Genomic DNA, 26,091 nt, shown 5'->3' on the forward strand with positions numbered 1-26,091 from the left:
CAGAAGCAGTCATACGTCGTCCTCAACACCGAGATAAACCTCGATCACGCGGGGATCGCTCTGCACCGTCTCCATCGTGCCCTCACAGAGCACGTGACCCTCATGCAGCACGGTCACAGGGCAATCAAGCTCACGGATGAAATCCATGTCGTGTTCGATCACCAGCACGGTGTGGTCGCCAGCAAGGCTGCGCAGCAAAGCACCGGTGCGCTCGGTCTCCTCCTCGGAAAGGCCGGCCACCGGCTCATCCACCAGCAGCACATAAGGGTCCTGGGCCAGCAACATGGCGATCTCAAGCCACTGCTTCTGGCCGTGGGAAAGGCTGCCGGCCCGCCGGGAGGCATGGGCCTCGAGACCAACCACCGCCAGCAACTCTTGAACCCGCTGGCGTTGACGGCTATCGAGGCTGCCAAACAGCAGGTTGAAGGGTGAGTGACTGCCCTTAACAGCCAGCTCCAGATTGCGGCGAGGGCTGAGGTTTTGATAAACGCGCGGGGTCTGAAATTTGCGACCAATCCCCAGCCGAGCGATGCCATGTTCGGCAATGCCTAGCAACGAGCGCCCCCGAAACACCACGTCGCCTTTGGTGGGGCGCACCTTGCCGGTGATCACATCGAGGAAGGTGGTTTTACCCGCTCCATTCGGGCCGATCACAGCCCGCAGCTCGCCAGGTGCCAGGGAGAGATTGAGATCGTTGAGGGCCCAAAAACCATCGAAGCTGACGCTGACACCGCGTAGCTCCAGCAACGGGGCGACCAAAGGGGCGGCAGTAGACGAACTCATGGGGCACCTCCGGGAGGCAGATCGGACCTAAAGGCCTGGCGCTCCGCCTGCGCCGCAGGGTCGAGATCCAAGCCGGGATAAGTGGGCGCCAATGCTGGCCAGCCAACCATGGCCTGGATATGGCGCGGGCCACCCTGACGCCACCAACCCACCAAGCCATCAGGCAGCGCCGTGACCACCAATAGGAACAAACCACCCTGGATAAACAGCCAGGTTTCCGGCAGTTGTTCACTCACCAGGCTCTTGGCGTAGTTGATCAAAACGGCTCCAAGCACGGCTCCGATCAAGGTGCCGCGGCCACCCACCGCCACCCAGATCACCATCTCAATAGAGAAAGGCACGGCCATGTATTGGGGCGACACAATGCCTGACTGCACGGTGTAGAGGGCACCGCTCACGCCAGCCATGGCACCGGCAATTGCAAACACCAAGGTTTTGTAAGCCGTGGGGTTGTAGCCGGTGAAGCGCAAGCGCGGCTCGTCATCGCGGATGGCGATCAAGGCATCGCCAAAGCGACCACGGGTGAGCCAGCGGCAGAGCAACCACGCAGCCATCACCAACACCACAGTGAGCCAGAAAAGGTTGCGCTGCATGGCATCACTGCCCACCAGCTCCCCAAAGATCCGGGCGGTATCAGTTTTGAGGCCATTGGTGCCATTAATCAGCTTTTGCTGGCCATTAAAAAAGTTGAAAAAGACCAGCAGAGCCGCCTGGGTAAGAATCGAAAAGTAGACCCCCTTGATGCGGTTGCGAAAAACTAAATAACCAAGCACACCTGCCACCAAGGCAGGCAACACCCAAATACACAAGCCCGTAAACACAAAAGACTGAAATGGCTGCCAAAAAACAGGGAGCTGCTTAACTCCATAAAGCCCGAAAAACTCAGGCAACTCCCCAGGCGCCAGAGATAAAAGCTGCAAATGCATGCCAATGGCATAGCCACCTAGGGCAAAGAAGATGCCCTGACCCAGGCTCAGCATGCCAGTAAAACCCCAGATCAGGTCTATACCCAGGGCTGCGATTCCCAGGGACAAAAACCGACCCAGGAGGTTGAGCCGGAACGGCGGCAAGATCGCCGGCAAGATCAACGCTGCTGCCACAAGCAGCAGCCACGGCAACCAGGTGCGCAATTTCGCCATGGCTCAGGCCTCCACCAGCCGTCCCTTCTGCGGGAACAGGCCAGCGGGCCTGAACTGCAGGAACAGGACGATCAGAGCAAACACGAGCACCTTTGCCATCGAAGTGGTGGCAAAAAATGTGATCAGCTCATTGAGACCTGCTGGCATGGCCGGCCAGAGCAGCAGTAGGGAGCCAGAGCCAATCACATAGCTGAGAACTCCAATACCCAGGGCCGCTACAACCGTACCGAGAAGTTTGCCAACCCCACCCAACACCACCACCATGAAGCAGTCAACGATGTAGTTGCCGCCGAGGTTTGGGCCCACCGAGCCGAGCAAAGTCACAGCCACTCCAGCCACTCCTGCCAAGCCCGATCCCACCAAAAAGGTGAGCGCATCGACGGTTTCTGTGGGAATCCCTAGACAATCGCTCATCGAACGGTTTTGGGTAACGGCCCGGATGCGAATCCCCCAGACGCTCTTCTGCAGAAACCAATGAACCGCCACCAAGGCAATCGCCGTAAGAGCGACAATGAACAAGCGTGCCGTTGGCATATTGACCCCGCCAAGTTCAACCGAACCCCGCAACCAAAGCGGAGCAGTGACGTCTAGGTTGCGAGCGCTAAACCAGGGCTGATCCAACACCCGAACACCACCTAGCCCGGTAGCCAAGATGATGCCAATTAGGCCAGAAATTACCCAGCTAGCCACTGCAAGCAATGGGGTCCAGCGCCGTTGAGCCCAGGAGCTGGGCCACAGCCGTGGTGCTACCAGCCCCAGAGCCACGGCCACCACAAGCCCCACAACAAAAGCACTGCTCACCGAGCGCACAAATTGCTGCAAAATCAGGCTTACCCCCCAGGTTGCCAAGAGAGTTTCCAACGGCCTGCCGTATAGGCGCCGAATCACGGTTTTTTCCAGGAGCAAGCCAGCCAAACCACTTACTAAAAAAGCAAGCGGTATCGCCACCAAAATGTAGATGGGGAAAAGACCCTCCAGAGGGCCATTTTTAAATAGGTTCTGCACCACGAAGGTGGTGTAAGCCCCGAGCATCATCAACTCGCCGTGGGCCATGTTGATGACCCCCATCAAGCCAAAGACAACGGCCAAGCCAAGGGCGGCCAGCACCAGCACCGAACCGATGGCTAAGCCATTGAAGAGTGTGTCGTAAAGAAGATCCATGGCGCCCAACAGGGCTCGGCAAGGGAAAGAAAAATAAAAACGTAGTGAAAAGGGGGAGACAAGCTCCCCCGATCTGAAGTCAATGGGCAAGCCCAGGGCTCACATCTTGAACTTACCGGCGTCAGGACGATCCTGAGTCCAATCGCAGGTGTAACCCTTGGTTTCGGGAACAAACTGGTTCCAGGCAATCGGCTTGAGCACACCCTTGTTCTCGATGATCTTGAACATGCCGTCCTTTTGGACCTCACCAATCATCACCAGCTCGGTGGTGTGGTGATTGGGCTGAACCTCGATCTTGCCCTGGGGGGCATCGAAAGTCACACCGATTAGCGCCTTGCGTACTGCGTTGTCGTCAACGCTATTGGCCTTCTCCGCTCCAGCGGCCCAGAGGTAGACCATGTTGTAGGCGGATTCAGCCGGGTCGTTGGTGACCCGATTCTCGCCGTACTTGGCCTTGAAATCAGTAGTGAACTTCTTGGAAGCCGGGGTGTCGAGACTCTGGAAGAAGTTCCAGGCCGCATAGGTGCCTTCCAGATATTCGGGGCCAATTGCCGCAACCTCCTCCTCCGCAATCGAGAAGCTCATGATCGAGTAGCCATTGGCAGGGGTGATGCCAGCAGCCTTCATCTGCTTGAAGAAGGCGACGTTGCTGTCACCGTTCAGGGTGTTGACAATCACGCCACCCTTGGGCAGAGCCTGCTTGATCTTGGCAATGATCGGAGCCACCTCGGTGTTGCCAAGCGGCAGGTAGTCCTCTCCCACCAGATTGCCGCCCTCAACCTTGAGCTGCTCCTTCATGATCGTGTTCGCGGTGCGCGGATACACGTAATCGGAGCCCACTAGGAAGAAGTCCTTGCCCTTGTTCTTGAGCAGCCAGGAGACAGCCGGCTCAGCCTGCTGATTGGGTGTAGCACCGCTGTAGAAGATGTTCTTGGAACACTCCTGACCTTCGTACTGGATCGGATAGAAGAGGAAGTGATCCTTGGCCTCAAACACAGGCAGCATCGCCTTGCGGCTAGCTGAGGTCCAGCCACCAAACACCACAGCCACTTGATCCTGATCGATCAGTTTTTTGGCTTTCTCGGCGAAGGTGGGCCAATCAGAGGCGCCATCCTCTTCGACGGGAACAATCTTCAGCTTCTTGCCATCGATGGTGATCCCGCCCTTGGCGTTGATCTCCTCGATCGCCATCAACTCGGCTTCAGCCACCGTGTTTTCGGAGATGGCCATGGTGCCGGAGCGGGAATGCAGAATCCCCACCTTCACTTCATCGTCGAAATCGCCAGAGGCTTTTTCGCCGCCGCCGCCGCAGGCCACCAGCGAAAGGCTGGCTGCCATCGCCGTAGCACCAGCGACGTAACGCATGGTGGTTTTGCGCATCAGGGAAGACTTCATAAAAACTCCTACGGGAAACCGCTGAATGTCCCGCTGCTGTTTAGCGGTCAGTGGAAGGTATCCAGTTGTCACACATTGGCCCTGTAGTGGTTGCTACGGTTCTCGCAAAAGAAAGCTAATTAGGGCAGCTGGGCCCACAAAAACTTTTCCACCGCCTCTAGTCCTTCGCCGCTGCGGATGTTGGTGAAGCACCAAGGGCGCCCAGGGCGCATGCGTTCGGTGTCGGCTGCCATCACCTCGAGGCTGGCTCCCACCATGGGAGCCAGGTCGGTCTTGTTGATCACCAGCAGATCGGAGCGGGTGATCCCCGGGCCGCCCTTGCGAGGGATTTTGTCGCCGGCGGCCACATCGATTACATAAATGCAGAGGTCCACGAGCTCGGGGCTGAAGCTGGCGGCCAGGTTGTCGCCGCCGCTCTCCACCAGCACCAAATCCAGATCGGGGAAGGCCGCCTCCAGCTCGGCCACCGCCGCCCGGTTAATCGAACAATCCTCGCGGATGGCGGTGTGTGGGCAGCCACCGGTTTCGACGCCGCGGATGCGCTCGGGCTCTAGGGCCCCAGCTCGGGTGAGGAACTGGGCATCCTCCTGGGTGTAGATGTCGTTGGTGACAACCGCCAGCTGCAGGCGATCGCGCAGCCGCCGGCAGAGGGCCTCCACCAGGGCGGTTTTGCCCGAGCCCACCGGCCCGGCTACGCCCACCCGCAGCTTGCTCATCCGATCCGCTCAGCTGCGAAACAGCCTGGAGTACAGCTCGGCGTGGCGCAACTGGGCCAGACCCGCACCCACACCACCGCTCCAGAGCTGGTCGGGATCGGCAGCCGCCAGTTCGAGGGCCCGCTCAGCAATCAAAGGCGCCAGACCCAGCTGCAGGCGCTGGGCCTCGGTGGGTCCTAGAGGCACCAGCCGCAACGCCGCACTGAGCTGGTTTGCCACCCAGCCATACAAGTAGGCCTCCACCAGCTCGGTGGCGGCAACCTCCAGAGCGCGGCCCGCCAGGGCAAAGGCTGCCGGCCAAGCCAGGTTCAAGGCAGGCGGATTGAAGCCCAGATCGGCCAGCAGTCCCAGCAGCGAAGCGCCCATCTGCCGCTGCTGGGCGCGCACCTCGGCCGCCTCCCGCAGGGCCAGCAACCAGCTATCGCGCTCGCGCAATTCGGCTGCTTCAGCCAGCAGCAAACCGGGCAAACTGGCCGCCTCCAGCACCAAGGTGCCGCGCTGCAGCTCAGCCTCCAGCCAGGCCCTCACCCCAGCCCCGTCCAGCAAAAGCCCGCGCTGCACCAGCACCTCCAAGCCCTCCGAATAACTGAAGGACCCCACCGGCAGCGCTGGGCTGATCAGTTGAAACAAGCGCAAGCGGCTAGTGGTCATGGCTGTGGCTATGGGCGGAGCCGTAGGCACCGGACTCGGGCTGAAAGGGAGCCTGCAGCAGATCCACCTGCAGACCGCGATGCTCCAATAGGTGGGCCAGCACGGAATCGGCGATCAGGCGCAATTCACCAGCCCTGATCTCCATGGCCACGTGGCGATTGCCAAGGTGATACGCGGCCTGGAGCAGGGCCAGGGGATCGGCGCTGCGCACCTGCATCAGCTCCTCCGCCGCCGCCCACACCTGCACCAGCGGTTCGGCAGCCGTGGCGGCCAGCCACTCACCGGGTTCCAGGGCTGCCCCCCGGGGCAGCTGCAGCAGCACCTGCCTGCCGCAGGCTGTGCAACGCAACCCCCGCAGCTGGGTGCGCTCCGCCGCCGAAAGGGCAAGCACCAAGGCAGGAACGGCCCCCGGGCTGGCTGCCAGCCCGCGCTCACGCAGCACCAAAGGCCGGTCAGCAGGCTCGGAGCTGGCCATCGCCGGGTGCACCATGGTCTCTAAACAGCATGCCTGGTGAATCATCCCAACACCATTGCGGCAGGCCGCTGGCACGGCGCCGCTGAGCTGGAGTTCACAGCCCGGCAGGGCAGTCCGGGGGAGCCGCCGGTCACGGTGCATCAGGGCTGGGCGACATCCCCTCTGAAATTGCAACGGGCCTACCCCCAGGTAGACGGCCGCTGCGAATTGCCCCTCCTGCACACCGCCGGCGGCCTGGTGGGGGGCGACCAACTCACCGTGCGGGCCCACCTCGACCCAGGTAGCCAAGCCCTGCTCACCAGCGTGGCGGCCCAGAAGGTGTATGGCACGGTGGGGCGCTCCCGTTTGGTGCCGCAGGGCCAGTGGGCCCGCCAAAGTTTGCACTTCAGCCTCGAAGCCGGCAGCGACCTGGAATGGCTGCCCCAGGAGCTGGTGCTGTTTGCCGGCGGGCTGCTGGAGCAGAACCTCACGGTGGAGCTGGCGGCTGGGGCCAGCTGGCTGGGCATGGACGTCGTACGGCTGGGCCGCAGCGCCGCCGGCGAAACCCTGGGCCAGGGCTGCTGGCGTTCACGACTGCAGGTTTGTCGCCGCGGCCCCGAAGGTCGCCGCTGGGAGCTGGTGGATCCCCTGGAAATCAGCGGCGCCAGCCTCGCTGCAGAACACGGCATGGCGGGCCAACCGGTGCTGGGATCGCTGGTGTGGGCAGCGCCGCAGCCCCTGGGGGCCGCTGCCCTGGCCCAGCTGCTGGCCGACTGCCGCAGCGACCGCCATGGTCTGGAGGGCGACCTGGCCTGCGGAGCCCTAGACCAGGGCCTGATCGCCCGCTACCGCGGCCCTTCCAGTCAGGCGGCCCGGTTTTGGTTCATCAGGGTATGGGCCCGGATCCGGGCCGCACGCGGCCTCAGCGCCCCAGAACTGCCGCGGGTATGGCCCTTCCAGGAACAGCCCTTGGGTTCAGGCTGAACGGGTCAAGGCGCCCTAAAGCTGCCAAAGTTGGGCCATGCATCTAACTCCCCAAGAAAAGGACAAGCTGCTGATCGTCACCGCCGCCCTGCTGGCGGAGCGGCGGCTCAACCGCGGCCTCAAGCTGAATCACCCCGAGGCCGTTGCCTGGCTCAGCTTCCAGGTGATCGAGGGCGCCCGGGACGGCAAGACCGTTGCCGCCCTGATGGCCGAGGGCAGCACCTGGCTGAGCCGAGAACAGGTGATGGAGGGCATTCCGGAGCTGGTAAGCGAAGTGCAGATCGAAGCGATGTTTCCCGACGGCACCAAGCTCGTGACCCTGCACGACCCGATCCGCTGATCTCCCGAACCATGCCCCCCCTGATCCCTGGTGAACTACTGCCCGAACCCGGTGAGATCGTGCTGAACGCCGGCCGGCCCGTGACAAGGCTGCTGGTGGCCAACAGCGGCGATCGTCCCGTGCAAGTGGGCTCCCACTTCCATTTCCACGAAGCCAACAGCGCGCTCAAATTTGACCGCGACGCCGCCCGCGGCCTGCGGCTCGACATTCCCGCCGGCACGGCTATCCGCTTCGAGCCCGGCGACAGCCGCGAAGTGCAGCTGGTGCCCTTCGCCGGCGAGCGCCGCGTCTTCGGCTTCAACGGCCTGGTCAACGGACCGCTCGATTAACCCTTTTCCACATGCCATACCGCATCTCCCGCCGCGCCTACGCCGAGACCTACGGCCCCACCACCGGCGATCGGCTGCGCCTGGCCGACACCGAACTGTTTCTGGAAGTGGAAAAGGATTTCACCGTCTATGGCGATGAGGTGAAGTTTGGCGGCGGCAAGGTGATCCGCGACGGCATGGGCCAGGGCCAGACGCCCCGCAGCCAGGGCGCCGTGGACACAGTCATAACCAACGCCCTGATCCTGGATTGGTGGGGGATCGTCAAGGCCGACATCGGCCTGCGCGACGGCCGCATCTGCGCCATCGGCAAAGCGGGCAACCCCGACACCCAGGCGGGCGTGACGATCGTGGTGGGCCCGGGCACCGAAGCGATCGCCGGCGAGGGGCACATCCTTACCGCCGGCTCGATCGACACCCACATCCACTTCATCTGCCCGCAGCAGATTGAAACGGCCCTGGCCAGCGGTGTAACCACCCTGCTGGGGGGCGGCACCGGCCCGGCCACCGGCACCAACGCCACCACCTGCACCCCGGGCGCCTTTCACCTAGCCCGCATGTTGCAGGCCGCCGAGGGCCTGCCGGTGAATCTGGGCTTCTACGGCAAGGGCAACGCCTCCACCCCCGAAGCGATCGAGGAGCAGGTGCGCGCCGGCGCCTGCGGCCTCAAGCTGCACGAAGACTGGGGCACCACCCCAGCTGCGATCGACTGCTGCCTGACGGTGGCCGATCGCTTCGACGTGCAGGTGTGCATCCACTCCGACACCCTCAACGAGGCGGGCTTTGTGGAAGACACGATCCGCGCCATCGGCGGCCGCACCATCCACACCTTTCACACCGAAGGGGCCGGCGGCGGCCACGCCCCCGACATCATCAAAATCTGCGGCGAAGCCAACGTGCTTCCCAGCAGCACCAACCCCACCCGCCCTTACACCCGCAACACGCTCGAGGAGCACCTCGACATGTTGATGGTGTGCCACCACCTGGATCCACGCATCCCGGAGGATGTGGCCTTCGCCGAATCGCGCATCCGCCGCGAAACTATCGCCGCCGAAGACATCCTCCACGACCTGGGCGCCTTCTCAATCATCGCCAGCGACTCCCAGGCCATGGGCCGGGTGGGGGAGGTGATCACCCGCACCTTCCAGACCGCCCACAAGATGAAGGTGCAGCGCGGCGCCCTGCCCGAAGATGCCGCTTCAAGTGGAGGGCGCAACGACAACACCCGCTTAAAGCGCTACATCGCCAAAACCACGATCAACCCGGCGATCGCCCACGGGCTCGATTCCCAGATCGGTTCGGTGGAGGTGGGCAAACTTGCCGATCTGGTGTTGTGGAAGCCAGGCTTTTTCGGGGTGAAACCGGAATTGGTAATCAAGGGTGGCTCAATCGTGTGGGCCCAGATGGGCGATGCCAACGCCTCGATCCCCACCCCCGGACCGGTGCACGGCCGGCCGATGTTTGCCGCTTTTGGGGCCGCCCTGGCCCCCAGCTGCCTCACCTTCATGAGCCAGGCAGCCCTCGATGCCGACCTACCCCGCCAGCTGGGCCTCAAACGCCCCTGCGTGCCCGTGACCAACACCCGCGGCGACATCGGCAAGGCCTCAATGAAAAACAACACGGCCCTGCCAAATGTTGAGGTTGACCCCCAGACCTATGAGGTGTTCGCAGATGGGGTGCTGCTCAGCTGCGAACCAGCCGATGTGCTGCCAATGGCCCAGCGCTACTTCTTGCTCTAATCAGCCACCACTTTGGGTTCGCGAGGGCTATTGCGCCGCTCCGGCAGCAGCTGGGGAAGCTGGGGCAGGGGTTCGCAGAAGCCCACCCCCATGGTGGTAAAGGTGCCGGAGCGAACAAACCAACGCACAAAACCCGCCACCCGATGCAAGTCGGTGGTCCGATGCACATTGAAATCAACCTGCAGTGTTTGACCTACCTGTAAGTCATGGTTTCCGGAGATCAGCAGGCACAAGCCACCGAGACTGATGTCGAGGATGTCGGCATAAAACCACTCGGTGCGAGCTTCACCGCCTGGGCTGGGCAGCTGAATCAGCACCGGAGGACAGGGAGGCGCCACCAACCTTTCATAGCGGCGCTGACAATCGACGGGACCCAGGATTTCTAGGTGTTCATCCCCAGTAAGTCTTGTTTCGGCCTCATTGCCCCCTAGATCTTTACCGAAGGGTTCTACCCAGGAGACACCAGGCCCTCTGGAGACATCGCCAGCAGGATTGGGGAGATGGCTGGGCATCACAAAAGCCCCAGGGAGCTGCCGTTGCTTCACCCTAATGGCGAAAGAAGAAAGAGGCCAGGGACGGAGCTGGCCTTCCGTATCAACCCACACCGGCGTCAACCCCAGCGGGTGGACATGATCCCGCCATGGCAGATGGCGCGGCATGTTTACGGAATACAGACCAAATCGGGGCTACGACGAATACTTCAGTGCCCCTGACCAGCCCCGCAGCACCCTGCGGCCCCTGCTCTCCTCCCTGGGTCAGCTGGGCCTCGATGAACTGAACCGCAATCACGCGGCCGCTGGCGTGTTGCTGCGACGGCTGGGGGCCACCTTTCGCCTCAATGGCACGGGCAGCCAGGGAGGTGAACGCATCCTGCCCTTCGACCCCCTGCCGCGGCTGATCGGTAGCGCGGACTGGCAACGCCTAGAGGCAGGCCTGTTCCAGCGGCTGGAGGCGATCGACCTATTTCTGGCCGATGTCTATGGACCCCAAAAAATCCTCAACGACGGCGTAATTCCGCGGCAGGACGTGGAGAGCTCCCAGGGCTGGCGACCCCAACTGCAGGGCTTCAAGCCACCCCTGGGCCGCTGGTGCCACATCTCCGGTTTGGATTTGGTGCGCGATGGCCAGGGCACCTGGCGAGTGCTGGAAGACAACCTGCGCTGTCCCTCCGGCGTGGCCTACTTCCTGGAAAACCGCCGGGTGATGAAGCGGATGTTCCCGAGCCTGTTTGCCGGCCGCACCGTGCAACCGATCGACGATTACCCCTCCCACCTGCTGCAAACCCTGCGGGAGCTGGCCCCCTGGACCGATACCCTGAAGGTGGTGCTGCTCACCCCCGGGGTGTTCAACAGCGCCTACTTCGAGCACAGCTACCTGGCCCAGCAGATGGGCATCCAGCTGGTGGAGGGCCGCGACCTGATCTGCCAGGACGACCGGGTGTGGATGCGCAGCACGGCCGGGCCCGAACCGGTGGATGTGATCTACCGGCGCATCGACGACGACTTCCTCGACCCGGCCGTATTCCGCAGCGATTCGATGCTGGGGGTGCGGGGCCTGATGGCCGCTTACCGGGCCGGTCGGGTGGCAATCGCCAACGCACCAGGCACCGGCGTAGCCGACGACAAGCTGATATACGCCTACCTGCCGGAGATGGTCCGCTACTACCTCGGCGAAGATCCAATCATTGAAAACGTGCCCACCTACCTCTGCTCCAGGGAGGATGACCGGGCCTACGTGCTGGCCCACCTCAGTGAGCTGGTGGTGAAGGCGGTGGCCGAAGCCGGTGGCTACGGCATGCTCATCGGCCCGCACGCCAGCCAGGAGGAGATCGCCGAGTTTGCCGTCAAGATCCAGGCCGATCCACGCAACTACGTAGCCCAGCCCACCCTCGAACTCTCCACCGTGCCCTCGCTGAGCGAAGGTGAATTGTTCCCCTGTCACGTGGATCTACGGCCCTATGTGCTGCGCGGCAAGGGAGCCTGGGTAAGCCCGGGCGGTCTCACCAGGGTGGCCCTGCGCCGCGGTTCCCTGGTGGTCAACTCTTCCCAAGGTGGCGGCTGCAAGGACACCTGGATCGTGAGTGAACAACCATGCTGAGCCGCGTCGCCGACTCCCTTTATTGGATCAACCGCTATGTGGAGCGGGCCGAAAACATCTCCCGCTTTGTGGAGGTGAGCGAAGCGATGGCCCTCGACTGCCCGCCCGGCAGCGCCGAACCCTGGCTGCCCCTGGTTGATGCCAGTGGTGATCGGGAACTGTTCGACCGTCTTTATCCAGAAGGACGCCCGGAGCAGGTGGTGGAGTTTCTGGTGCGGGCCGAGGCCAATCCCAACAGCGTGGTGAACTGCATCGCCATCGCCCGCGAAAACGCTCGCCAGATCCGCGATGTAATCACCACCGAAATGTGGGAGCAGCTCAACGACATCTATTGGACGCTGTTCGACAACAAGGGGTTCTGGGGTCAGCCTCCCCAGGAGCAACTTCGGGACATCCGCCGGGCCTGCCAACTTTTTTATGGCATCACGGATGCCACCCTCAGCCGCGACCTCTCCTGGCAATTCAGCCGCCTGGGGCGGGTGCTGGAGCGGGCTGAAAAAACCACCCGCATTCTCGATGTGAAGTACTTCCTGCTGCTGCCTTCACCTGATGAGGTGGGCGGCGTGCTCGATGAACTGCAGTGGATCTCCCTGCTGCGTAGCGCTGGGGCCTATCAAATGTTCCGTCAGTCGCGCCAGCAGGCGATCGAGCCCAAGGCGGTGGCCAGCTTCCTGCTGCTCGACCCGATCTTTCCGCGCTCGGTGCGCTACTGCCTGGAGCGCATCCACGAAACCTTGAGAATCGTGCGAGGCCAGGCGGTGCCAGGAGCTCCAGACGAGCTCGAATGCCTCAGCGGCCTCACCCTGGCCCGCTGGAGCTACAGCCGCATCGATGACCTGATTGCGGGAGGGTTGCACGAGTCGATCGACGACCTGCAAAGCGACCTCAACCGGCTCCATGATCTGATCGAACAGCGCTACTTCATCGCCGACCACGCATGCGTGCCCGCGTAACCCACACCTTCACCTACCGCTACAGCGCCCCGGTGCTGCTGGGTCCACACCGGTTCTGCCTCAAGCCCCGGGGCCACGGCTTTCAGCGGCTACTGGACTTCCAGCTGGTAGTGACGCCTGAGCCAGGGCGGCTCTACCCCTTGGTGGCAGCCAGCGGCGATGAAATTCTGCGGGCCCGATTCAATGGGCCAACAGATGCGTTCATAGTGCGGGCCAGCAGCCTGGTGGAAACGGAACCGGCACCGCTGCTGCAGGTTTGCCTGGAGGGCAACGAACCGATGCTGCCCTACCCAGTGGGCCACCTGAACGGTGACCTGGCCGGCAGCCTGGAGGGCTGGCTACCCAACGGCCAGCACGACCCAGCCGCGGTGGACATGGCCCAGGAAGCGCTGATGGGCAGCGATCAAAGGGCGCTGATGTTTTTGCAACAGCTGGTGGAAATCATCCAAGACCGGGTCAAGTACACCCAGCGACACGTGGGTCCGGCCTGGCCCGCCGGCCGCACCCTCAAGGAAAGGGTGGGATCCTGCCGCGATCTAGCCATGCTGATGGTGGAAGCCTGTCGCTGCGTGGGTTTACCGGCCCGCTTCGTGAGCGGCTACCACCTGGTGGAACCAAAGCCTGAGAGCTACGACCTGCACGCCTGGGCCGAGGTTTATCTGCCAGGTGCAGGCTGGCGGGGCTTTGATCCGAGCGGCATAGGCGTGATCGATGATCGCTACATCACCTTGGCCACCTCCTCCAGGCCGGAGCTGACCGCCGCTGTCACCGGCAGCTTTTCAGGTCCGAATGGCGTCGAAAGCCTGCTGGAATGGAGCATTGAGGCAGACATCCAAGAGCCGGCCGCAACCATGCAGTCCGCCTAAACAAAAGGTGCCTGCAATTGGGTGTCCTCCATTTCCAGACAAACCACCTGATGGCGGCCGCGATCCTTAGCCACGTAAAGCGCGGCGTCGGCGGCGGCAATCGCAATGCCCTGTTCTTAAGGCTCAAAGAGGAATGCCTGCGCTGCCGCCGCACCGGCGAGCCCCTCAGCTGCATCACTATCGACGTGGATGGTCTCACCAAAATCAATGACCGCTTTGGCCATAAAATCGGCGACCTAGTTCTGAAACGAGTGGCCAGCGCGGTACGCCAACGGCTGCGCATCACCGACCACTTCTTCCGCAGCGGCGGGGATGAATTCGTGGTGGTGGCCACCGATTGCAATGGGGCCGCCGCCCAGGAAATGGCTGCGGATCTACAAGTCCTGGTGAGCCAGCTGGGGCTAGGCAGCAAGCAGGAACCAGTGCCCACCAGCATCACCACCGGGATAAGCACCATGGAAGGCGATGAGCTCAAACCTGACACCCTGCTGGCCCGCTCGGATACAAACATGCGCCGGGCCAGACAAAATAGGAACTGCTGACCTAATGTTGTGGAGAGGTTTTGGACATCTAGCCCGCGTGCAGGAAGCGCCCATACCCGAAGATGATTCGGCTCGCCTCAAGGAACTGCAAAGCTACGGCGTACTTGATACGCAATCGGAAGCAATCTTTGACGATATCACCCACCTAGTTCAAGATATTACTGGCGCAAAAATAGGAGTTATAAGCCTTATCGACGAAAATCGTCAGTGGTTTAAGTCTTGCGTTGGCCTCGAAGACGCACCCAAGGAAACGCCCAGAAATATTTCATTTTGCGGCCACACAATCGTTCAGCGCCGGCCCTTAATTATAAACGATGCCCTTGAAGATGATCGCTTTGCCGATAATCCACTTGTATTAGGCGAGCCTCGCATCCGTTTTTACGCCGGCTTCCCACTAATCGCCGCCAACGGCATGGCATTGGGCAGCCTTTGCGCCATTGATATCGTACCGAAGGCCCTCACACCTAAGCAGGTCAAATCCCTAGAGCGACTGGCTCGCCAAGTGGTTAGCCAAATGGAACTGCGGCGAGAAGCCCACCTACTGCAATCCGCCGAATTAGCACTGCAGGCCCAAGGGGGAAATGGGCAGGTCAAGCAAGGCATCCAGCTACTTAGTGAAATCAATCCGGTAATGGATCGAGAGCAGTTGCTACAGATGCTGAGCCTACTGCTTGAACTAGATCAACCACCCTGCTTTACACTGGCACGCTGCAAGTTTAAGGAGTATTCCCGCGTTAACGCCACCCTTGGAACTGCCGCCGCCAACAGCCTGGTACAAACGGGCTTAGAGCGGCTACGCAGCTGTTTACCCGTTCAAGCATCAACCACCTGCTTCTCAGATGACGAATTAGTAATTGTGCTCCCCCACCTCTCAGAAGAAGGGGCTATCACAGCGATCGCAGAAAGATGTATAGACAGCCTCGAGGCACCATTAAAACTAAATGACCGCGATATTGAGCTAGGCGTAAGCATGGGCATTGCGATCTTCAAAAACAACTACAGCGACGCAGGCTCTCTACTCTCTGACGCCAGTATCGCCCAACGCATAGCCATCACCGATCGCAGCAAAAATAGCAATTTCAACTTCATCGACTTAAGCGCACGACAGGCAGCACAGCAGCACTACCAAGTGGAAACTGATCTGCGCCGCGCTATCCGACGCAACGAAATCACCCCCTATATGCAACCGATTGTTGATCTCGCCACGGGCAAGCCTGTAGGCCTGGAATGCCTGATGCGCTGGCGCACCGACAGCGGCGAAATGATGCTACCCAATAATTTTTTGCGCATATCACATCTGGCCGGGCTCAGTGGTGAACTTGATCTTCAGATCATCCAAAAAGCAATGCAAGCCAGCCATGAACTGGCCAGCGCTGCACCAGGGCGGCCGCTGCAACTCTCCGTGAATCTCTCCGCCCTACTGCTGGAAAGTGAGGGCCAGCGCCAGCGGTTGCTGCAATTAATCCGCTCCACCCCCTTGCCAAAAGATTGGCAGCTGCAAGTAGAACTGGTAGAGGATTACTTACAGGACAACGGCTCGGAACTGGCGATCTTTCTCAATGCCCTGCGCCGCCAAGGTGTGGCCATCGCCATCGACGACTTCGGCACGGGCTATTCCTCGCTCAGCCGCCTGCACAACTATCCGGTACGCGCGGTGAAGGTCGATTGCAGCTTTGTTGAGCGCATCGACGGCAATAGCAATCCCAGTAACAAGTTGCTAAAAACCATCCAGAACCTCTGCGCGGATTTAGACCTAGAAAGTACCGCTGAAGGGATTGAAACCGAATCTCAACGCGCCTGGTTGCTGCAAAACGGATATAAGTACGGCCAGGGCTATCTATTCAGCGGGCCGATGTCGGTGGCTGCTACAGGCCACTACTTAGCTGAAATTCACTAGGAAACTACCAGCTAACCCCATGCAACTTAGGCAGGGGGGCTGTTTTAAATGTTGTAGCAAATAAACGGGGAATGAGGCGGCTGTTGTATACCCGAAACTCCCGCGCCACACTGGCGCCCTCCTCGCGCACAGCCTGATTAAGCACCACCGAACCATCGTGATCAGAAACGGAACGGTGAAAAGTTCCTGGAGGAATCCGCAGGATGTCGCCCCCCGTCTCTAGGCGAACAATGTGATATGGATAATTCCAGCCCAAATTGACCAAGTAAAAAGTTCGGCCGCCGTGCAGGGCCAACAAATTATCTTCCTGGTGGGGGTGCAGATAAAACTGCCAGGCACCAGTCTTCTCCTCGTCCGGAGGGCTCACGGCCGGACCGGCATGGATAACCAGATCGCGGGCATTGGAGCTGGCAACGGTGATATCAAAGAAACGAACAGCGGGGGTATCGCGGAACTTCTCGTAGGGAATCAGCTCAAACATCGGCGCAGACTGGGAAATGCCAGACCTGGGAAGGGAAGACATTCGGGTAAGAGCAGCGGGTGCTGCCAGATCAAATCCTAATGAAACTCACCACCGGGGAGCCAGCCGTCGCAACCACTACCTATCAAGGAAACTTGCTTGGATCAGAAGGGGATTGGCATCTCCACATCAGCGGGCTCGGGGGCACATACCGGCACCCGCTGGGCCACCACTTCGCCCAGCACCACGATTGAGGGCGAAGCAAAATCCTGCTCCTCAGCCCGATCAGCCAGCTCACCCAGCACGCTGAACAACTGGCGCTGACCGCGCACCGTGCCCTGCTGAATCACGGCCGCAGGGGTGTCAGCCGCCAGGCCACCTGCCATCAGCTCCTCGGCGATGCGGCGCAGGTTATGCAGGCCCATGTAGATCACCAAGCCATCACTGGTCTGGGCCAGGCCGCGCCAGTTCACCCCTGGGCGGCCCTTATCGATTTCCTCGTGGCCCGTCACAAAAGTGACGCTGGAGCCGGCGCGGCGGTGGGTAACGGGAATGCCCGCATAGGCAGGAGCCGCGATGCCAGCGGTTACGCCTGGCACCACCTGCACCGGCACGCCCTTGGCAGCTAAGTGGGCGGCCTCCTCACCGCCGCGGCCAAACAAAAAGGGATCACCGCCCTTAAGCCGCACGATCAGGCGATGGCGGCTGGCCAGTTCCACAAGCACCGCATTGGTGCTTGGCTGCGGCACGGAATGGTGACCGCGGCGCTTACCGACAAAGTGGAGCTCGCAGCCCTGGGGCACCAGATTCAGCAGGGCCTGCGGCACCAGGGAGTCGTAGACGAGGGCGTCGCAGTGCCGCAGCAGCCGGTGGGCCTTGAGGGTGAGCAGCTCCGGATCACCGGGACCCGCCCCCACCAGGTAAACCGTGCCGAGCTGGGCTGGGGCATTCATGGCAGGGCCTCGAGTTCAGCCAGCAGCAGCTGGCGCAGGCCAGGCCGCTGCAGCAACGGCGGACCCACCTGCTCGGCTAGCTGGTCGGTGAGCCGGTTGGCGGCCAGAGCAAGGGCCAAGGCTGGAGCGGCCAGGGCTGGAGCAGCAAGGGTCAGCTTCAGCTCCGCGAGGTGCTCTGCACTGTATGGAGTGGCGACGCAGTGGGCGCCGGTGCGCCGCTCCAAAGTGGTGAGGTAGCGGGCGGCCAGGGGGCCCTCCAGGGGGTGATGCAGCAGTAGGGGCCGGGCCGCTGGCTGGGAATCCTGCGTAGCCAGTCCGGCTAGCTCCTTAGCGAGGGCAGCCTGCCAGCAGGGCCAGGCCCCCAGGAAGGGCCAGCGCTGCACGCGGGCGAAAGCCGACCAATGGCGCACAATCGCCGGCAAATCGTGGCGCACATGGCCGCCGGGCAGCAGCAGCAGCGGCACCAAGCCGAGGACCTGGCCCGGCTGCAATAGCTCGCTCGCCGCCGGCGGCGCCGCAGCCGATAGGGCCTGTAGCCGCACGGGCGTACCCCGGCGGCACTCCAGCTCGGCGGCCAGCGCCACCAACTCGGCAGGCAGCTGGCCGCCCGCGCGGCCATGCACCACCAGCAGCAGGGCATGGCGCCAGGGGATGGTGGGCGGCGTAAAACGCTCGGCAGCGGTGGCGACCATGCTGAAACGCTACCCCCGTCGACCTTGTGCCCCCTGGAATCAACGAAGCGACCGCTCTAGCGAAGAGCGCACACGCCGAGATGGCCTACCTAGGGGGCTCTCATGAAATATCGAACCCAAAGATCAACCTCGCCAAGTGGGCATACCTCCAGCCATCAAGGTGCCCCGATGGCGCCATAGCGCTTCGGGAGTGACGGAGATGTGGTTGGTGGCTGCCAGCTCAACGGCCTCCTGGGTCGACCGGGTAGCCAGTAGAGCGGTAGTGAATGCAGGATCGCGCCGGGCCAGCTCTTTGAGATCGTGCAGAGCAGCGGTGGATTGCGTTTGGCAGGTAGTCATCTCTCTTACCTCAACTATCTGTACCCAGGCTAAGAAGCCTTATTCAGTCCAGAGATGAGTAAAAGCACCCGTCTTGTCTGACACATAAAGGCATTGAGCCAGGGGGTGGGTAGATGGATCACGAGCAATACGCCTCTATGAAGCTCGGGCCCAGGCAGAAGTCCGCAACTCAGCAGACCCCAGCTGTCTTTGCCACATTCATGGGCATAAAAACTTGGAGAATCGGCCGTGCATATGGTTGCGAATTTTTGGCCCGGGGCGACGCTGGAGCAATTCCAGGTGGAACTGGCGCAGCTGGAGGGCAAGGAGCAACCTCAAGCCCAGCTGCTGCGCACGGTGGCGGAGGTGGAAGGGGGTCTGATGATCGTGTCCCTTTGGGAAGGGCAAGCCCAATACGACAGCTGGGCTGAGGCCACGCTGTTGCCCCAGATCGATCTTCCAGGGGGCATGGAAGGTCGCCCGGAACAACGCAAGGGGCTGGTGGTGGATCACTACTCCGTGCTGCCTGCCAGCTGAGTGGTTGGGGCCAGGGTGGCCGGTTCCATGCTGATAAAGCCCTCGGCCTCACGGGCAGAGGTGGCTCAACTGGGGTGCCTACATCTCCTCGTCCTGATAGCGAGCGCCAGGCCCAAGCATGGATTGCCCGGCGCCAAACGCCCTCACCTTCCCCCATAACGTGAGGGTCGCTTCCCCCTCGCGATGACCGCTCGCCGCACCATTCCGGTCCTGCTGCTCCTGGCCGCCGGCCTCGCACCCCTGGCGCCACCCAACGCCCAGGCCGGCCCGCTGCTGCGCCGCGCCCAGGAACGCAAGGCCTGCCAGGAATTCGCCGTCAAGCTCCAGGCCGCATCCGCCAATCCCCAGCAGGCCCAACTGGTGTACCAGCAGGGAGTGCTGAAGCTGGTTGAAACCTTCGGCGAAAACCCCTGTGGCGACATCCCTGCACCCACCGCAGCTGCTCCAGCTGCCCCGGCACCTGCACCAGTCACCTCAACAGTCACCGCACCAGTCACCGCGAAGCCCGCCAATCCCCAGCAGGCTCAGGCCTGCCAGGAGTTTGCGAGCAAGCTGCAGGGCGCCCAGGGCAACCCGGCCCAGGCCCAGCAGATCTATGCGATGGGCAGCCAGAAACTGAGCGGCATGTTCGGCCCCAACCCCTGCCCCAACTTGCCCAAGCCCTGAGCGCCCCCCTTGCCATTACCCCGCCCCTCCACCTTCTTCTGCGCCTTCCTCACCCTGCTAAACGACCGGCTGGGGGAAAGCATTGTGTTTCCGCTGCTGCCCTTTTTGCTGGCGGGCTTCACCAGCGATGGCCGGGTGCTGGGGCTACTGGCGGGTAGTTACGCGGTGGCTCAGTTCGCCTTCACGCCCCTGATCGGCGCCCTCAGCGACCACTACGGCCGCAAACCGGTAATCAGCGTCTGCGTGGCGGGCTCGGTGCTGGGCCTGGCCCTGTTTGCTCTCACGATCAGCTTGCCCTGGGCCAGTCTCTGGCCCGCCGCCCAGGCCGCCGGGTTGCCCCTGGCCCTGCTGTTCGGGGCTCGGTTGATCGATGGGGTGAGCGGCGGCACAGCCGCCACAGCCAGCGCCGTGCTGGCCGACATCTCGCCGCCGGAAAAACGGGCTAAGGCCTTCGGCCTGATCGGGGTGGCCTTTGGCCTTGGCTTCATTCTTGGCCCCGCCCTGGGCGGGCTGCTCGGCCAGATCAACGTCACCCTGCCGCTGCTCGTTGCCGTAGCCATAGCCATGCTCAACCTGGTGCTGGTGCTCACCGTGCTGCCAGAAACCCACCCGCCAGAAGCACGCCGGGCCATGCCGCGCAAACGGGATCTCAACCCATTGGCCGCCTTGCAACGGGTGTTCACCAACCCCCAGGTGCGGCGGCTTTGCGTGGCCTTCTTCCTTTTCTTCCTGGCCTTCAACGGCTTCACGGCCGTGCTGGTGCTCTATTTCAAGCAGGCCTTCAACTGGGGGCCCGGCCTGGCGGCCTCAGCTTTTCTGGTGGTGGGCGTGGTGGCCACGGTGGTGCAGGGCGGCCTGATCGGCCCGCTGGTGAAGCGCTTCGGCGAATGGCGCCTCACCCTGGCCGGCCTGGGCTTTGTGATCGCCGGCTGCCTGCTGATTCCCCTGGCCACCCGGGCCAACGCCCAGCCGGTGGTATTCACCGCCGTGGCGATCCTGGCCCTCGGCACAGGCCTGGTCACCCCCTGCCTGCGCAGCCTGGTGTCCCGCCGACTCGACAGCGAAGGCCAGGGCGCCGCCCTGGGCAGCCTCCAGGGGCTGCAGAGCCTGGGCAGTTTTCTAGGGCCACCGCTGGCGGGCCTGGCCTACGAAACCACCGGGCGCCAGAGCCCCTTCTGGCTTGGCATCGCCTTGCTTGTGGGCGTGGCCCTGCTGGTGGCCGGTGGCCTACCTGGCCGAAATTCAGCGATGACAGCAGGACTACACAGATCGGACAGTTGAGATTGCTACCTTGCCGTTAATCACAGTCAGGATGCGGCATGGCGGAATCAACGGCTGAAACCCAGCTAGCTCCCGAGCTTTATTTAAATCGTGAACTTAGCTGGCTGGAATTCAACTACCGGGTGCTGGCACAAGCCCTAGACGAGCACACACCGCTACTTGAGCAGGCGAAGTTCAGCGCCATCTTCAGCAACAACCTCGATGAGTTCTTCATGGTGAGGGTGGCCTCACTGAAGTCCCAGATCGATGCCGGGGTGAGCAGTCTCAGCGATGACGGACTCACAGCTCAGCAACAGCTTCAGGCGATCCGCACCAAGCTGCGCCCCCTGCTGGAGATGCAGCAGCAGCACTACCGCCACTCCCTTAAGAGCCATCTCTGCGACTACGGCGTTCACCTCACCGACTACTCCAACCTCAACGCAGCCCAACGGGATTGGCTCAACGCCTACTTCCAGAGCGCCATTTTCCCGGTTCTCACTCCCCTGGCGGTGGATCCCTCCCACCCCTTTCCCTTCATCAGCAACCTGAGCCTCAACGTGGCCGCCCTGGTGCGCGACCCCGATACGGGTCAACAGGAATTCGCCCGGGTGAAGGTGCCGCAGAAAAACCTGCCCCGCTTCGTCCAGATCCCGCCCCATCTGAGCGGCAAGCAACCCGAAGCCGTGTACACGGCCGTGCCTCTGGAGCAGGTGGTGGCCTTCAACCTCGGCCTGCTGTTCCCAGGCATGCACGTGGAGGGTCACTACTTCTTCCGCGTCACCCGTGACGCCGACCTGGAATTGCGCGACCTAGAGGCCGATGATCTTATGGAGGCTCTTGAGGAGGGCCTACGCAAACGCCGCCGCGGCGGTGAGGTGGTGCGGCTGGAGGTGGCCGATGAGATGCCGGAAGCGGTGGTGCAGCTGCTGATGGAAGGCACCGCCGTCGAGGCGGAAGACGTCTACCGGGTCAACGGACCACTGGGTCTCGACGATCTGATGAGCCTGCTGGCCATTCCCTTGCCCCAGTTAAAGGAGAAGCCCCACAAGGGCCGCACCACACCAGCCCTAGCCCGCACCCAGAAGAGCCAGCTGGAAGACGGCTCGATCAAGGCGGAGGAGTTTGAAAGCATCTTCTCGGTGATCCGCCGGGGAGATGTGCTGCTACATCACCCCTACGACCTGTTTTCCACATCGGTAGAGGAATTCCTCAACCAGGCCGCCGATGACCCCTCGGTATTGGCCATCAAAATGACCCTCTACCGCACCTCTAAGGATTCAGCGGTGGTGGCAGCGCTGATCCGGGCCGCCGAAAACGGCAAGCAGGTGATGGCCCTTGTTGAATTAAAAGCCCGCTTCGATGAAGACAACAACATCCAGTGGGCCAAGCAGTTGGAGGCATCTGGGGTGCACGTCGTCTACGGCGTGCTGGGCCTGAAGACCCACACGAAAATCTTGCTGGTAGTTCGCAAGGAGAAGGAGCGCCTCAACAGCTACGTACATATAGGTACGGGCAACTACAACTCCAAAACATCCAGCCTCTACACCGATATCGGCCTACTCACGGCCAGGCCGGAATTCGGTGCAGACTTAGTGGAGTTGTTCAACTACCTCACCGGTTTCTCAAAACAGCAAAGCTTCCGCCGCTTACTGGTGGCTCCAGTGACGCTGCGCAGCCGCATGGAAGGCTTGATCCGCCGCGAAATCGAGCATGCCCAGGCCGGCAGGGGCGGCCATATCCGGGCAAAGATGAATTCCCTAGTGGATCCGTCGATCATCGCCCTGCTCTACGAGGCCTCTCAGGCAGGCGTCATGATCGAGCTGGTGGTGCGTGGCATGTGCAGCCTGCGGCCCCAACTAGAGGGCATCAGCGACAACATCCAAGTTGTGAGTGTGATCGGTCGCTTCCTGGAACACTCGCGGCTGTTTTGGTTTGGTAATGGCGGCGAACCCGAACTTTTCTTCGGCAGCGCCGACTGGATGCCTCGCAACCTGGACAGAAGAGTTGAAGCGGTAGCCCCGATCGAAGATCCAAAACTGCGCCATCAGCTTGAGCAGGCCATCGATCTCTACCTGAATGACACCAGTGCCTGGCACATGGACAATCAAGGAAAGTTCAGTCAACGACAGCTCGAAGGCGAACAACATCTGGTTCAGCGGGAGATGATTCGTCGCTGGCGCGGCGGTTTGATGGCTTGATCTGCAGCATTCCATACAGGAAATCTTCCAAATCAAGGAGACACAACCAACGCAACAGTGCTACATTTCGGCCAAATTCAATACGGAGGCTTGGGTGTGGGGACGCCTTTGCAATCCGCTTCAGACGCTGTTGACAGCAGCGTCTCGAAGCAGTCGCCATCATTGATGGCGCCAAACGCTGCAGCTAGCAAATCTGCCTCGGCAAAGGTACGCGCCGCCACAGGCCCAAAAGCCGGGGGCCGGCTTAGTGCCGACTCAATCGGCTGGTATCTAGGCACCATTGGCCGGGTGCCCCTGCTCACGGCCGCCGAAGAAATTGAGCTGGCCCACCACGTGCAGGCTGGTAAACGCTTGCTGGAGCTGCCTGCAGGGGAGCACACCCCCAAGCACAAGCGCCAGCTGCGCATGGCCCAGCGGGCCCGTGATCGCATGATGGCCGCCAACCTGCGGCTGGTGGTGAGCGTGGCCAAAAAGTATCAAAACCAGGGGCTTGAGCTGCTGGATCTGGTGCAAGAAGGGGCGATCGGACTAGAGCGAGCCGTTGACAAGTTCGACCCAGCAATGGGCTACAAATTTTCGACCTACGCCTATTGGTGGATCCGTCAGGGGATGACCCGGGCCATCGACAACAGCGCCCGCACGATTCGTCTGCCGATTCACATCAGCGAAAAGCTGTCGAAGATGCGGCGGATCAGCCGGGAGCTTTCCCATCGCCTCGGCCGCCAGCCGAATCGCCTCGAGCTTGCCCATGCCATGGACATAGCCCCGCGGGACCTCGAAGAGCTGATGGCCCAAAGCGCTCCCTGCGCCTCCCTCGATGCCCACGCCCGCGGCGAAGAAGATCGCAGCACCCTGGGCGAACTGATCGCCGATCCGGCCAGCAACGAGCACCTGGACTCGATGGACCGGCACATCCAAAAGGAGCACCTGGGCACCTGGCTCTCCCAGCTAAACGACCGGGAACAGCAAATCCTCAAGCTGCGCTTCGGCCTGGAAGGGGCCGAGCCTCTCACCCTCGCGGAGATTGGCCGGCTGATCAATGTGTCTCGGGAGCGAGTCCGGCAGCTGGAGGCAAAAGCGATCATGAAGCTGCGCCTGATGAGCAACTACCAGCAGGCCGCTTGAGCCCATGGCCGCTGGATGGTCGCAGCAGCTGCTGGGAGTGGCGGCCGTTGCTGGCTGGCTAGCCCTGTTGGCGCTAGCGGCGCTGCAGGTGCGGGGACGCTGGAATGGTCAACGGGAATGGAGTCGCAAGTTGGTGCACATCGGCACCGGCGCCGTGGTGCCGATCGCCTGGGCCACCGGCATCGATCGCCTGATCGCCATCCCCGCCGCCGGCCTGATCACGCTGCTGGCGGCAATGAACCATCGCTTCCGCCTGCTGCCAGCCATAGAAGATGTGGGTAGGGCCAGCTACGGCACCATCGCCTATGGGGCCTCAATCACCCTGCTGCTGCTGCAGTTTTGGCCGCAACAACCCGCTGCCGTAGCCGCTGGCGTGCTGGTGATGGCCGTGGGTGATGGCCTCGCCGGACTGCTGGGTCCCCTGGTGAGCTCCCCTTGCTGGCTGGTGTGGGGCCAGCGCAAATCCGTAGTTGGCACCGGCGCCATGGCCGCTGGCAGCCTGTCCATGCTGCTGCTGGTTCGCCAGCTGGCGATCGCGGCTGGCCTGCCCCACCCGGAGCTGCCCGCCCTGCTGGCCATTAGCGCCACTGCAGTGGTGCTGGAGCAGGTGGCGGTGGGGGGCCTCGACAACTTCACCGTGCCGCTGGCGGCCGGCTGGCTCTGGCAACGGCTCAGCTAGCGCACCGCCTCAGCCAGAGTTTCGAGCACCTCCGCGGTGGTGGCCAGATCGATGCAGGCATCGGTGATGCTCTGGCCGTAGGTGAGCTGGCTTAGGTCTGACGGAATCTTCTGGCTACCAGCCACTAGATGGCTCTCCAGCATCACGCCCATCACGTGACCAGAGCCGGCGCGCAGCTGGGCGGCCACCTGGGCTGCCACCTCGCCCTGGCGGCGATAGTCCTTGTTGGAGTTGCCATGGCTGCAATCCACCATCACCCGAGGCGGCAAGCCGGCTTTGGCTAGCTCAGCAGCGGCTTCCTGCACCGCCTCCGGGTGGTAGTTGGTGCCACGCTTGCCACCCCGCAAGACCAGATGGCCATCGGGGTTGCCCGTGGTGGTCACAATGGCGGCTTGACCGTCGTGGTTGATGCCCAGGAAATGGTGGGTCTTCGCCGCCGCCTCCATGGCATTGATGGCGGTGATGGCACTGCCGTCGGTGCCATTTTTGAAGCCGATCGGCATCGACAAACCCGAGGCCATCTCCCGGTGGGTCTGGCTTTCGGTGGTGCGGGCGCCGATGGCCGTCCAGCTGATCAGATCGGCGATGTATTGGGGCACCACCGGATCGAGCAGCTCGGTAGCCGCCGGCAGGCCCATCTCGGCTAGGTGCAGCAGCAGGCCGCGAGCCACCCGCAGTCCCGTATTGATGTCGTAGCTGCCATCGAGGTGGGGGTCATTGATCAGGCCCTTCCAGCCCACGGTGGTGCGGGGCTTCTCGAAATAAACCCGCATCACGATCTCGAGCGAGTCTTTATAGCGCTCATGGGCCTGGGCGATTGCCGCGGCGTATTCGTGGGCCGCGGCCACATCGTGCACCGAGCAGGGCCCCACGATCACCAGCAGGCGGGAATCACTGCCATGCAGGATCGCCTTAATACGTTCTCTGGCTTGCTGGACCGTTGCCGTTGAACGATCGCTGATCGGCAGTTCGCGGTGCAACAGCGCCGGAGGCACCAGCGGCCGGGTTTCCACCACATGCAAATCGGAGGTGGTGGTGGTCATGGGCCTGAGGCCGTCAGAACGGCGCCGTGGAGTCGCCTTCCACCCTAGTCAGCAGCGATTGCGACCACCAAGGGGCCGGCTGCCAAGAACAATGGGGTGTAGATCGACGCGACCGGG

Annotated in this window: 28 protein-coding genes; 15 read left to right on the forward strand and 13 right to left on the reverse strand. The window is 62.2% G+C overall.

Going from position 1 to position 26,091, the window contains the following annotated elements:
- Nucleotides 1-9 precede the first annotated feature (9 nt).
- From urtD to ureE, 7 genes are all read right to left on the reverse strand, one after another.
- Nucleotides 10-759: an urea ABC transporter ATP-binding protein UrtD gene (gene urtD / locus KBZ22_RS03570; RefSeq protein ID WP_255021179.1), complete on the reverse strand. Its 750-nt coding sequence runs from the start codon at nucleotides 757-759 to the stop codon at nucleotides 10-12.
- 20 nt (nucleotides 760-779) lie between these two features.
- Nucleotides 780-1,922 carry an urea ABC transporter permease subunit UrtC gene (gene urtC / locus KBZ22_RS03575; RefSeq protein ID WP_255017987.1) on the reverse strand — a complete coding sequence of 381 codons (1,143 nt, stop codon included), beginning with the start codon at nucleotides 1,920-1,922 and terminating at the stop codon, nucleotides 780-782.
- A gap of 3 nt (nucleotides 1,923-1,925) precedes the next feature.
- Nucleotides 1,926-3,083 (reverse strand): urea ABC transporter permease subunit UrtB, encoded by a 1,158-nt coding sequence (locus KBZ22_RS03580; protein ID WP_255021068.1) that lies wholly within the window; start codon nucleotides 3,081-3,083, stop codon nucleotides 1,926-1,928.
- A 99-nt stretch (nucleotides 3,084-3,182) separates the two neighbouring features.
- Nucleotides 3,183-4,478 carry an urea ABC transporter substrate-binding protein gene (urtA, locus tag KBZ22_RS03585; protein ID WP_255021069.1) on the reverse strand — a complete coding sequence of 432 codons (1,296 nt, stop codon included), beginning with the start codon at nucleotides 4,476-4,478 and terminating at the stop codon, nucleotides 3,183-3,185.
- 119 nt (nucleotides 4,479-4,597) lie between these two features.
- The gene (gene ureG, locus KBZ22_RS03590; protein WP_255021070.1) at nucleotides 4,598-5,194 is read right to left on the reverse strand and encodes an urease accessory protein UreG; all 597 of its coding nucleotides are present in this window, start codon (nucleotides 5,192-5,194) and stop codon (nucleotides 4,598-4,600) included.
- A gap of 9 nt (nucleotides 5,195-5,203) precedes the next feature.
- Nucleotides 5,204-5,845 (reverse strand): urease accessory protein UreF, encoded by a 642-nt coding sequence (locus KBZ22_RS03595; RefSeq protein WP_255021071.1) that lies wholly within the window; start codon nucleotides 5,843-5,845, stop codon nucleotides 5,204-5,206.
- Nucleotides 5,835-6,320 carry an urease accessory protein UreE gene (gene ureE, locus KBZ22_RS03600; protein WP_255021072.1) on the reverse strand — a complete coding sequence of 162 codons (486 nt, stop codon included), beginning with the start codon at nucleotides 6,318-6,320 and terminating at the stop codon, nucleotides 5,835-5,837. Before ureE ends, KBZ22_RS03595 begins: the two co-directional genes overlap by 11 nt.
- 36 nt (nucleotides 6,321-6,356) lie before the next feature.
- Here ureE and KBZ22_RS03605 point away from each other — a divergent pair, with 36 nt between their 5' ends.
- From KBZ22_RS03605 to ureC, 4 genes are read left to right on the forward strand one after another with little or no spacing between them, the layout of a single operon-like run.
- Entirely contained in the window at nucleotides 6,357-7,283 is a 927-nt protein-coding gene (locus KBZ22_RS03605) for an urease accessory protein UreD (RefSeq protein ID WP_396111603.1), read from the forward strand.
- A 37-nt stretch (nucleotides 7,284-7,320) separates the two neighbouring features.
- Complete coding sequence (locus tag KBZ22_RS03610; RefSeq protein ID WP_106502635.1) at nucleotides 7,321-7,623, forward strand: urease subunit gamma; 303 nt, start codon at nucleotides 7,321-7,323, stop codon at nucleotides 7,621-7,623.
- A gap of 11 nt (nucleotides 7,624-7,634) precedes the next feature.
- Nucleotides 7,635-7,952 (forward strand): urease subunit beta, encoded by a 318-nt coding sequence (locus tag KBZ22_RS03615; RefSeq protein WP_255021073.1) that lies wholly within the window; start codon nucleotides 7,635-7,637, stop codon nucleotides 7,950-7,952.
- Between the two features lie 11 nt (nucleotides 7,953-7,963).
- On the forward strand, nucleotides 7,964-9,688 hold the full coding sequence (gene ureC, locus KBZ22_RS03620) for an urease subunit alpha (protein WP_106502633.1): 1,725 nt from the start codon (nucleotides 7,964-7,966) through the stop codon (nucleotides 9,686-9,688).
- On the opposite strand, the gene KBZ22_RS03625 is transcribed toward ureC, so the two are convergent.
- Complete coding sequence (locus KBZ22_RS03625) at nucleotides 9,685-10,200, reverse strand: PilZ domain-containing protein (RefSeq protein ID WP_255021074.1); 516 nt, start codon at nucleotides 10,198-10,200, stop codon at nucleotides 9,685-9,687. The two genes, ureC and KBZ22_RS03625, sit on opposite strands and share 4 nt — an antisense overlap.
- Before the next feature lie 145 nt (nucleotides 10,201-10,345).
- Here KBZ22_RS03625 and KBZ22_RS03630 point away from each other — a divergent pair, with 145 nt between their 5' ends.
- The 5 genes from KBZ22_RS03630 to KBZ22_RS03650 are packed head-to-tail and all read left to right on the forward strand — an operon-like array spanning nucleotide 10,346 to nucleotide 16,043.
- On the forward strand, nucleotides 10,346-11,785 hold the full coding sequence (locus KBZ22_RS03630) for a circularly permuted type 2 ATP-grasp protein (RefSeq protein WP_255021075.1): 1,440 nt from the start codon (nucleotides 10,346-10,348) through the stop codon (nucleotides 11,783-11,785).
- Complete coding sequence (locus KBZ22_RS03635; protein ID WP_255021076.1) at nucleotides 11,779-12,738, forward strand: alpha-E domain-containing protein; 960 nt, start codon at nucleotides 11,779-11,781, stop codon at nucleotides 12,736-12,738. Before KBZ22_RS03630 ends, KBZ22_RS03635 begins: the two co-directional genes overlap by 7 nt.
- Nucleotides 12,723-13,604: a transglutaminase family protein gene (locus KBZ22_RS03640; RefSeq protein WP_255021077.1), complete on the forward strand. Its 882-nt coding sequence runs from the start codon at nucleotides 12,723-12,725 to the stop codon at nucleotides 13,602-13,604. The genes KBZ22_RS03635 and KBZ22_RS03640 overlap by 16 nt, the downstream gene beginning before the upstream one ends.
- A gap of 17 nt (nucleotides 13,605-13,621) precedes the next feature.
- On the forward strand, nucleotides 13,622-14,146 hold the full coding sequence (locus KBZ22_RS03645; RefSeq protein WP_255021078.1) for a GGDEF domain-containing protein: 525 nt from the start codon (nucleotides 13,622-13,624) through the stop codon (nucleotides 14,144-14,146).
- 37 nt (nucleotides 14,147-14,183) lie between these two features.
- Nucleotides 14,184-16,043, forward strand: coding sequence for a sensor domain-containing phosphodiesterase (locus KBZ22_RS03650; protein ID WP_255021079.1), 1,860 nt, complete (start codon nucleotides 14,184-14,186; stop codon nucleotides 16,041-16,043).
- 4 nt (nucleotides 16,044-16,047) lie between these two features.
- On the opposite strand, the gene KBZ22_RS03655 is transcribed toward KBZ22_RS03650, so the two are convergent.
- The 4 genes from KBZ22_RS03655 to KBZ22_RS03670 all read right to left on the reverse strand — a co-directional run bounded on the left by KBZ22_RS03655 (nucleotide 16,048) and on the right by KBZ22_RS03670 (nucleotide 18,487).
- A complete protein-coding gene (locus tag KBZ22_RS03655) occupies nucleotides 16,048-16,524 on the reverse strand; it encodes a redox protein (RefSeq protein ID WP_255021181.1) in 477 nt (158 codons plus the stop codon).
- Between the two features lie 143 nt (nucleotides 16,525-16,667).
- A complete protein-coding gene (gene cobA / locus KBZ22_RS03660; RefSeq protein ID WP_255021080.1) occupies nucleotides 16,668-17,456 on the reverse strand; it encodes a uroporphyrinogen-III C-methyltransferase in 789 nt (262 codons plus the stop codon).
- Nucleotides 17,453-18,148 (reverse strand): CbiX/SirB N-terminal domain-containing protein, encoded by a 696-nt coding sequence (locus KBZ22_RS03665; RefSeq protein WP_255021081.1) that lies wholly within the window; start codon nucleotides 18,146-18,148, stop codon nucleotides 17,453-17,455. Before KBZ22_RS03665 ends, cobA begins: the two co-directional genes overlap by 4 nt.
- A 123-nt stretch (nucleotides 18,149-18,271) precedes the next feature.
- Nucleotides 18,272-18,487: a hypothetical protein gene (locus KBZ22_RS03670; protein WP_255021082.1), complete on the reverse strand. Its 216-nt coding sequence runs from the start codon at nucleotides 18,485-18,487 to the stop codon at nucleotides 18,272-18,274.
- A gap of 234 nt (nucleotides 18,488-18,721) precedes the next feature.
- Between KBZ22_RS03670 and KBZ22_RS03675 the strand changes: the two genes are divergently transcribed.
- From KBZ22_RS03675 to KBZ22_RS03700, 6 genes are all read left to right on the forward strand, one after another.
- Entirely contained in the window at nucleotides 18,722-19,003 is a 282-nt protein-coding gene (locus tag KBZ22_RS03675; RefSeq protein WP_254931208.1) for a hypothetical protein, read from the forward strand.
- A gap of 183 nt (nucleotides 19,004-19,186) precedes the next feature.
- Nucleotides 19,187-19,669: a hypothetical protein gene (locus tag KBZ22_RS03680; RefSeq protein ID WP_255021083.1), complete on the forward strand. Its 483-nt coding sequence runs from the start codon at nucleotides 19,187-19,189 to the stop codon at nucleotides 19,667-19,669.
- A gap of 9 nt (nucleotides 19,670-19,678) precedes the next feature.
- The gene (locus KBZ22_RS03685; RefSeq protein WP_255021084.1) at nucleotides 19,679-20,950 is read left to right on the forward strand and encodes an MFS transporter; all 1,272 of its coding nucleotides are present in this window, start codon (nucleotides 19,679-19,681) and stop codon (nucleotides 20,948-20,950) included.
- A 38-nt stretch (nucleotides 20,951-20,988) separates the two neighbouring features.
- A complete protein-coding gene (gene ppk1 / locus KBZ22_RS03690; protein ID WP_255021085.1) occupies nucleotides 20,989-23,127 on the forward strand; it encodes a polyphosphate kinase 1 in 2,139 nt (712 codons plus the stop codon).
- A 96-nt stretch (nucleotides 23,128-23,223) separates the two neighbouring features.
- The gene (locus KBZ22_RS03695) at nucleotides 23,224-24,252 is read left to right on the forward strand and encodes a sigma-70 family RNA polymerase sigma factor (protein WP_255017933.1); all 1,029 of its coding nucleotides are present in this window, start codon (nucleotides 23,224-23,226) and stop codon (nucleotides 24,250-24,252) included.
- 4 nt (nucleotides 24,253-24,256) lie between these two features.
- Nucleotides 24,257-24,931 (forward strand): diacylglycerol/polyprenol kinase family protein, encoded by a 675-nt coding sequence (locus KBZ22_RS03700; protein WP_255021086.1) that lies wholly within the window; start codon nucleotides 24,257-24,259, stop codon nucleotides 24,929-24,931.
- On the opposite strand, the gene KBZ22_RS03705 is transcribed toward KBZ22_RS03700, so the two are convergent.
- Nucleotides 24,928-25,974, reverse strand: a complete 1,047-nt coding sequence (locus tag KBZ22_RS03705) for a 3-deoxy-7-phosphoheptulonate synthase (RefSeq protein WP_255021087.1) — start codon at nucleotides 25,972-25,974, stop codon at nucleotides 24,928-24,930. The two genes, KBZ22_RS03700 and KBZ22_RS03705, sit on opposite strands and share 4 nt — an antisense overlap.
- Nucleotides 25,975-26,091: the final 117 nt, after the last annotated feature.

This window comes from Cyanobium sp. L1E-Cus (assembly GCF_024345755.1).
Taxonomy (GTDB): domain Bacteria; phylum Cyanobacteriota; class Cyanobacteriia; order PCC-6307; family Cyanobiaceae; genus Cyanobium_A; species Cyanobium_A usitatum.

Bases quoted from the DNA above. Each gene is read 5' to 3' on its own strand.
- urtC (WP_255017987.1), bottom strand. From the start codon at position 1,922: ATGGCGAAATTGCGCACCTGGTTGCCGTGGCTGCTGCTTGTGGCAGCA.
- KBZ22_RS03580 (WP_255021068.1), bottom strand. From the start codon at position 3,083: ATGGATCTTCTTTACGACACACTCTTCAATGGCTTAGCCATCGGTTCG.
- urtA (WP_255021069.1), bottom strand. From the start codon at position 4,478: ATGAAGTCTTCCCTGATGCGCAAAACCACCATGCGTTACGTCGCTGGT.
- ureG (WP_255021070.1), bottom strand. From the start codon at position 5,194: ATGAGCAAGCTGCGGGTGGGCGTAGCCGGGCCGGTGGGCTCGGGCAAA.
- KBZ22_RS03595 (WP_255021071.1), bottom strand. From the start codon at position 5,845: ATGACCACTAGCCGCTTGCGCTTGTTTCAACTGATCAGCCCAGCGCTG.
- ureE (WP_255021072.1), bottom strand. From the start codon at position 6,320: ATGGCCAGCTCCGAGCCTGCTGACCGGCCTTTGGTGCTGCGTGAGCGC.
- KBZ22_RS03610 (WP_106502635.1), top strand. From the start codon at position 7,321: ATGCATCTAACTCCCCAAGAAAAGGACAAGCTGCTGATCGTCACCGCC.
- KBZ22_RS03615 (WP_255021073.1), top strand. From the start codon at position 7,635: ATGCCCCCCCTGATCCCTGGTGAACTACTGCCCGAACCCGGTGAGATC.
- ureC (WP_106502633.1), top strand. From the start codon at position 7,964: ATGCCATACCGCATCTCCCGCCGCGCCTACGCCGAGACCTACGGCCCC.
- KBZ22_RS03625 (WP_255021074.1), bottom strand. From the start codon at position 10,200: ATGCCCAGCCATCTCCCCAATCCTGCTGGCGATGTCTCCAGAGGGCCT.
- KBZ22_RS03630 (WP_255021075.1), top strand. From the start codon at position 10,346: ATGTTTACGGAATACAGACCAAATCGGGGCTACGACGAATACTTCAGT.
- KBZ22_RS03635 (WP_255021076.1), top strand. From the start codon at position 11,779: ATGCTGAGCCGCGTCGCCGACTCCCTTTATTGGATCAACCGCTATGTG.
- KBZ22_RS03640 (WP_255021077.1), top strand. From the start codon at position 12,723: ATGCGTGCCCGCGTAACCCACACCTTCACCTACCGCTACAGCGCCCCG.
- KBZ22_RS03655 (WP_255021181.1), bottom strand. From the start codon at position 16,524: ATGTTTGAGCTGATTCCCTACGAGAAGTTCCGCGATACCCCCGCTGTT.
- cobA (WP_255021080.1), bottom strand. From the start codon at position 17,456: ATGAATGCCCCAGCCCAGCTCGGCACGGTTTACCTGGTGGGGGCGGGT.
- KBZ22_RS03665 (WP_255021081.1), bottom strand. From the start codon at position 18,148: ATGGTCGCCACCGCTGCCGAGCGTTTTACGCCGCCCACCATCCCCTGG.
- KBZ22_RS03670 (WP_255021082.1), bottom strand. From the start codon at position 18,487: ATGACTACCTGCCAAACGCAATCCACCGCTGCTCTGCACGATCTCAAA.
- KBZ22_RS03675 (WP_254931208.1), top strand. From the start codon at position 18,722: ATGGTTGCGAATTTTTGGCCCGGGGCGACGCTGGAGCAATTCCAGGTG.
- KBZ22_RS03680 (WP_255021083.1), top strand. From the start codon at position 19,187: ATGACCGCTCGCCGCACCATTCCGGTCCTGCTGCTCCTGGCCGCCGGC.
- ppk1 (WP_255021085.1), top strand. From the start codon at position 20,989: ATGGCGGAATCAACGGCTGAAACCCAGCTAGCTCCCGAGCTTTATTTA.
- KBZ22_RS03700 (WP_255021086.1), top strand. From the start codon at position 24,257: ATGGCCGCTGGATGGTCGCAGCAGCTGCTGGGAGTGGCGGCCGTTGCT.
- KBZ22_RS03705 (WP_255021087.1), bottom strand. From the start codon at position 25,974: ATGACCACCACCACCTCCGATTTGCATGTGGTGGAAACCCGGCCGCTG.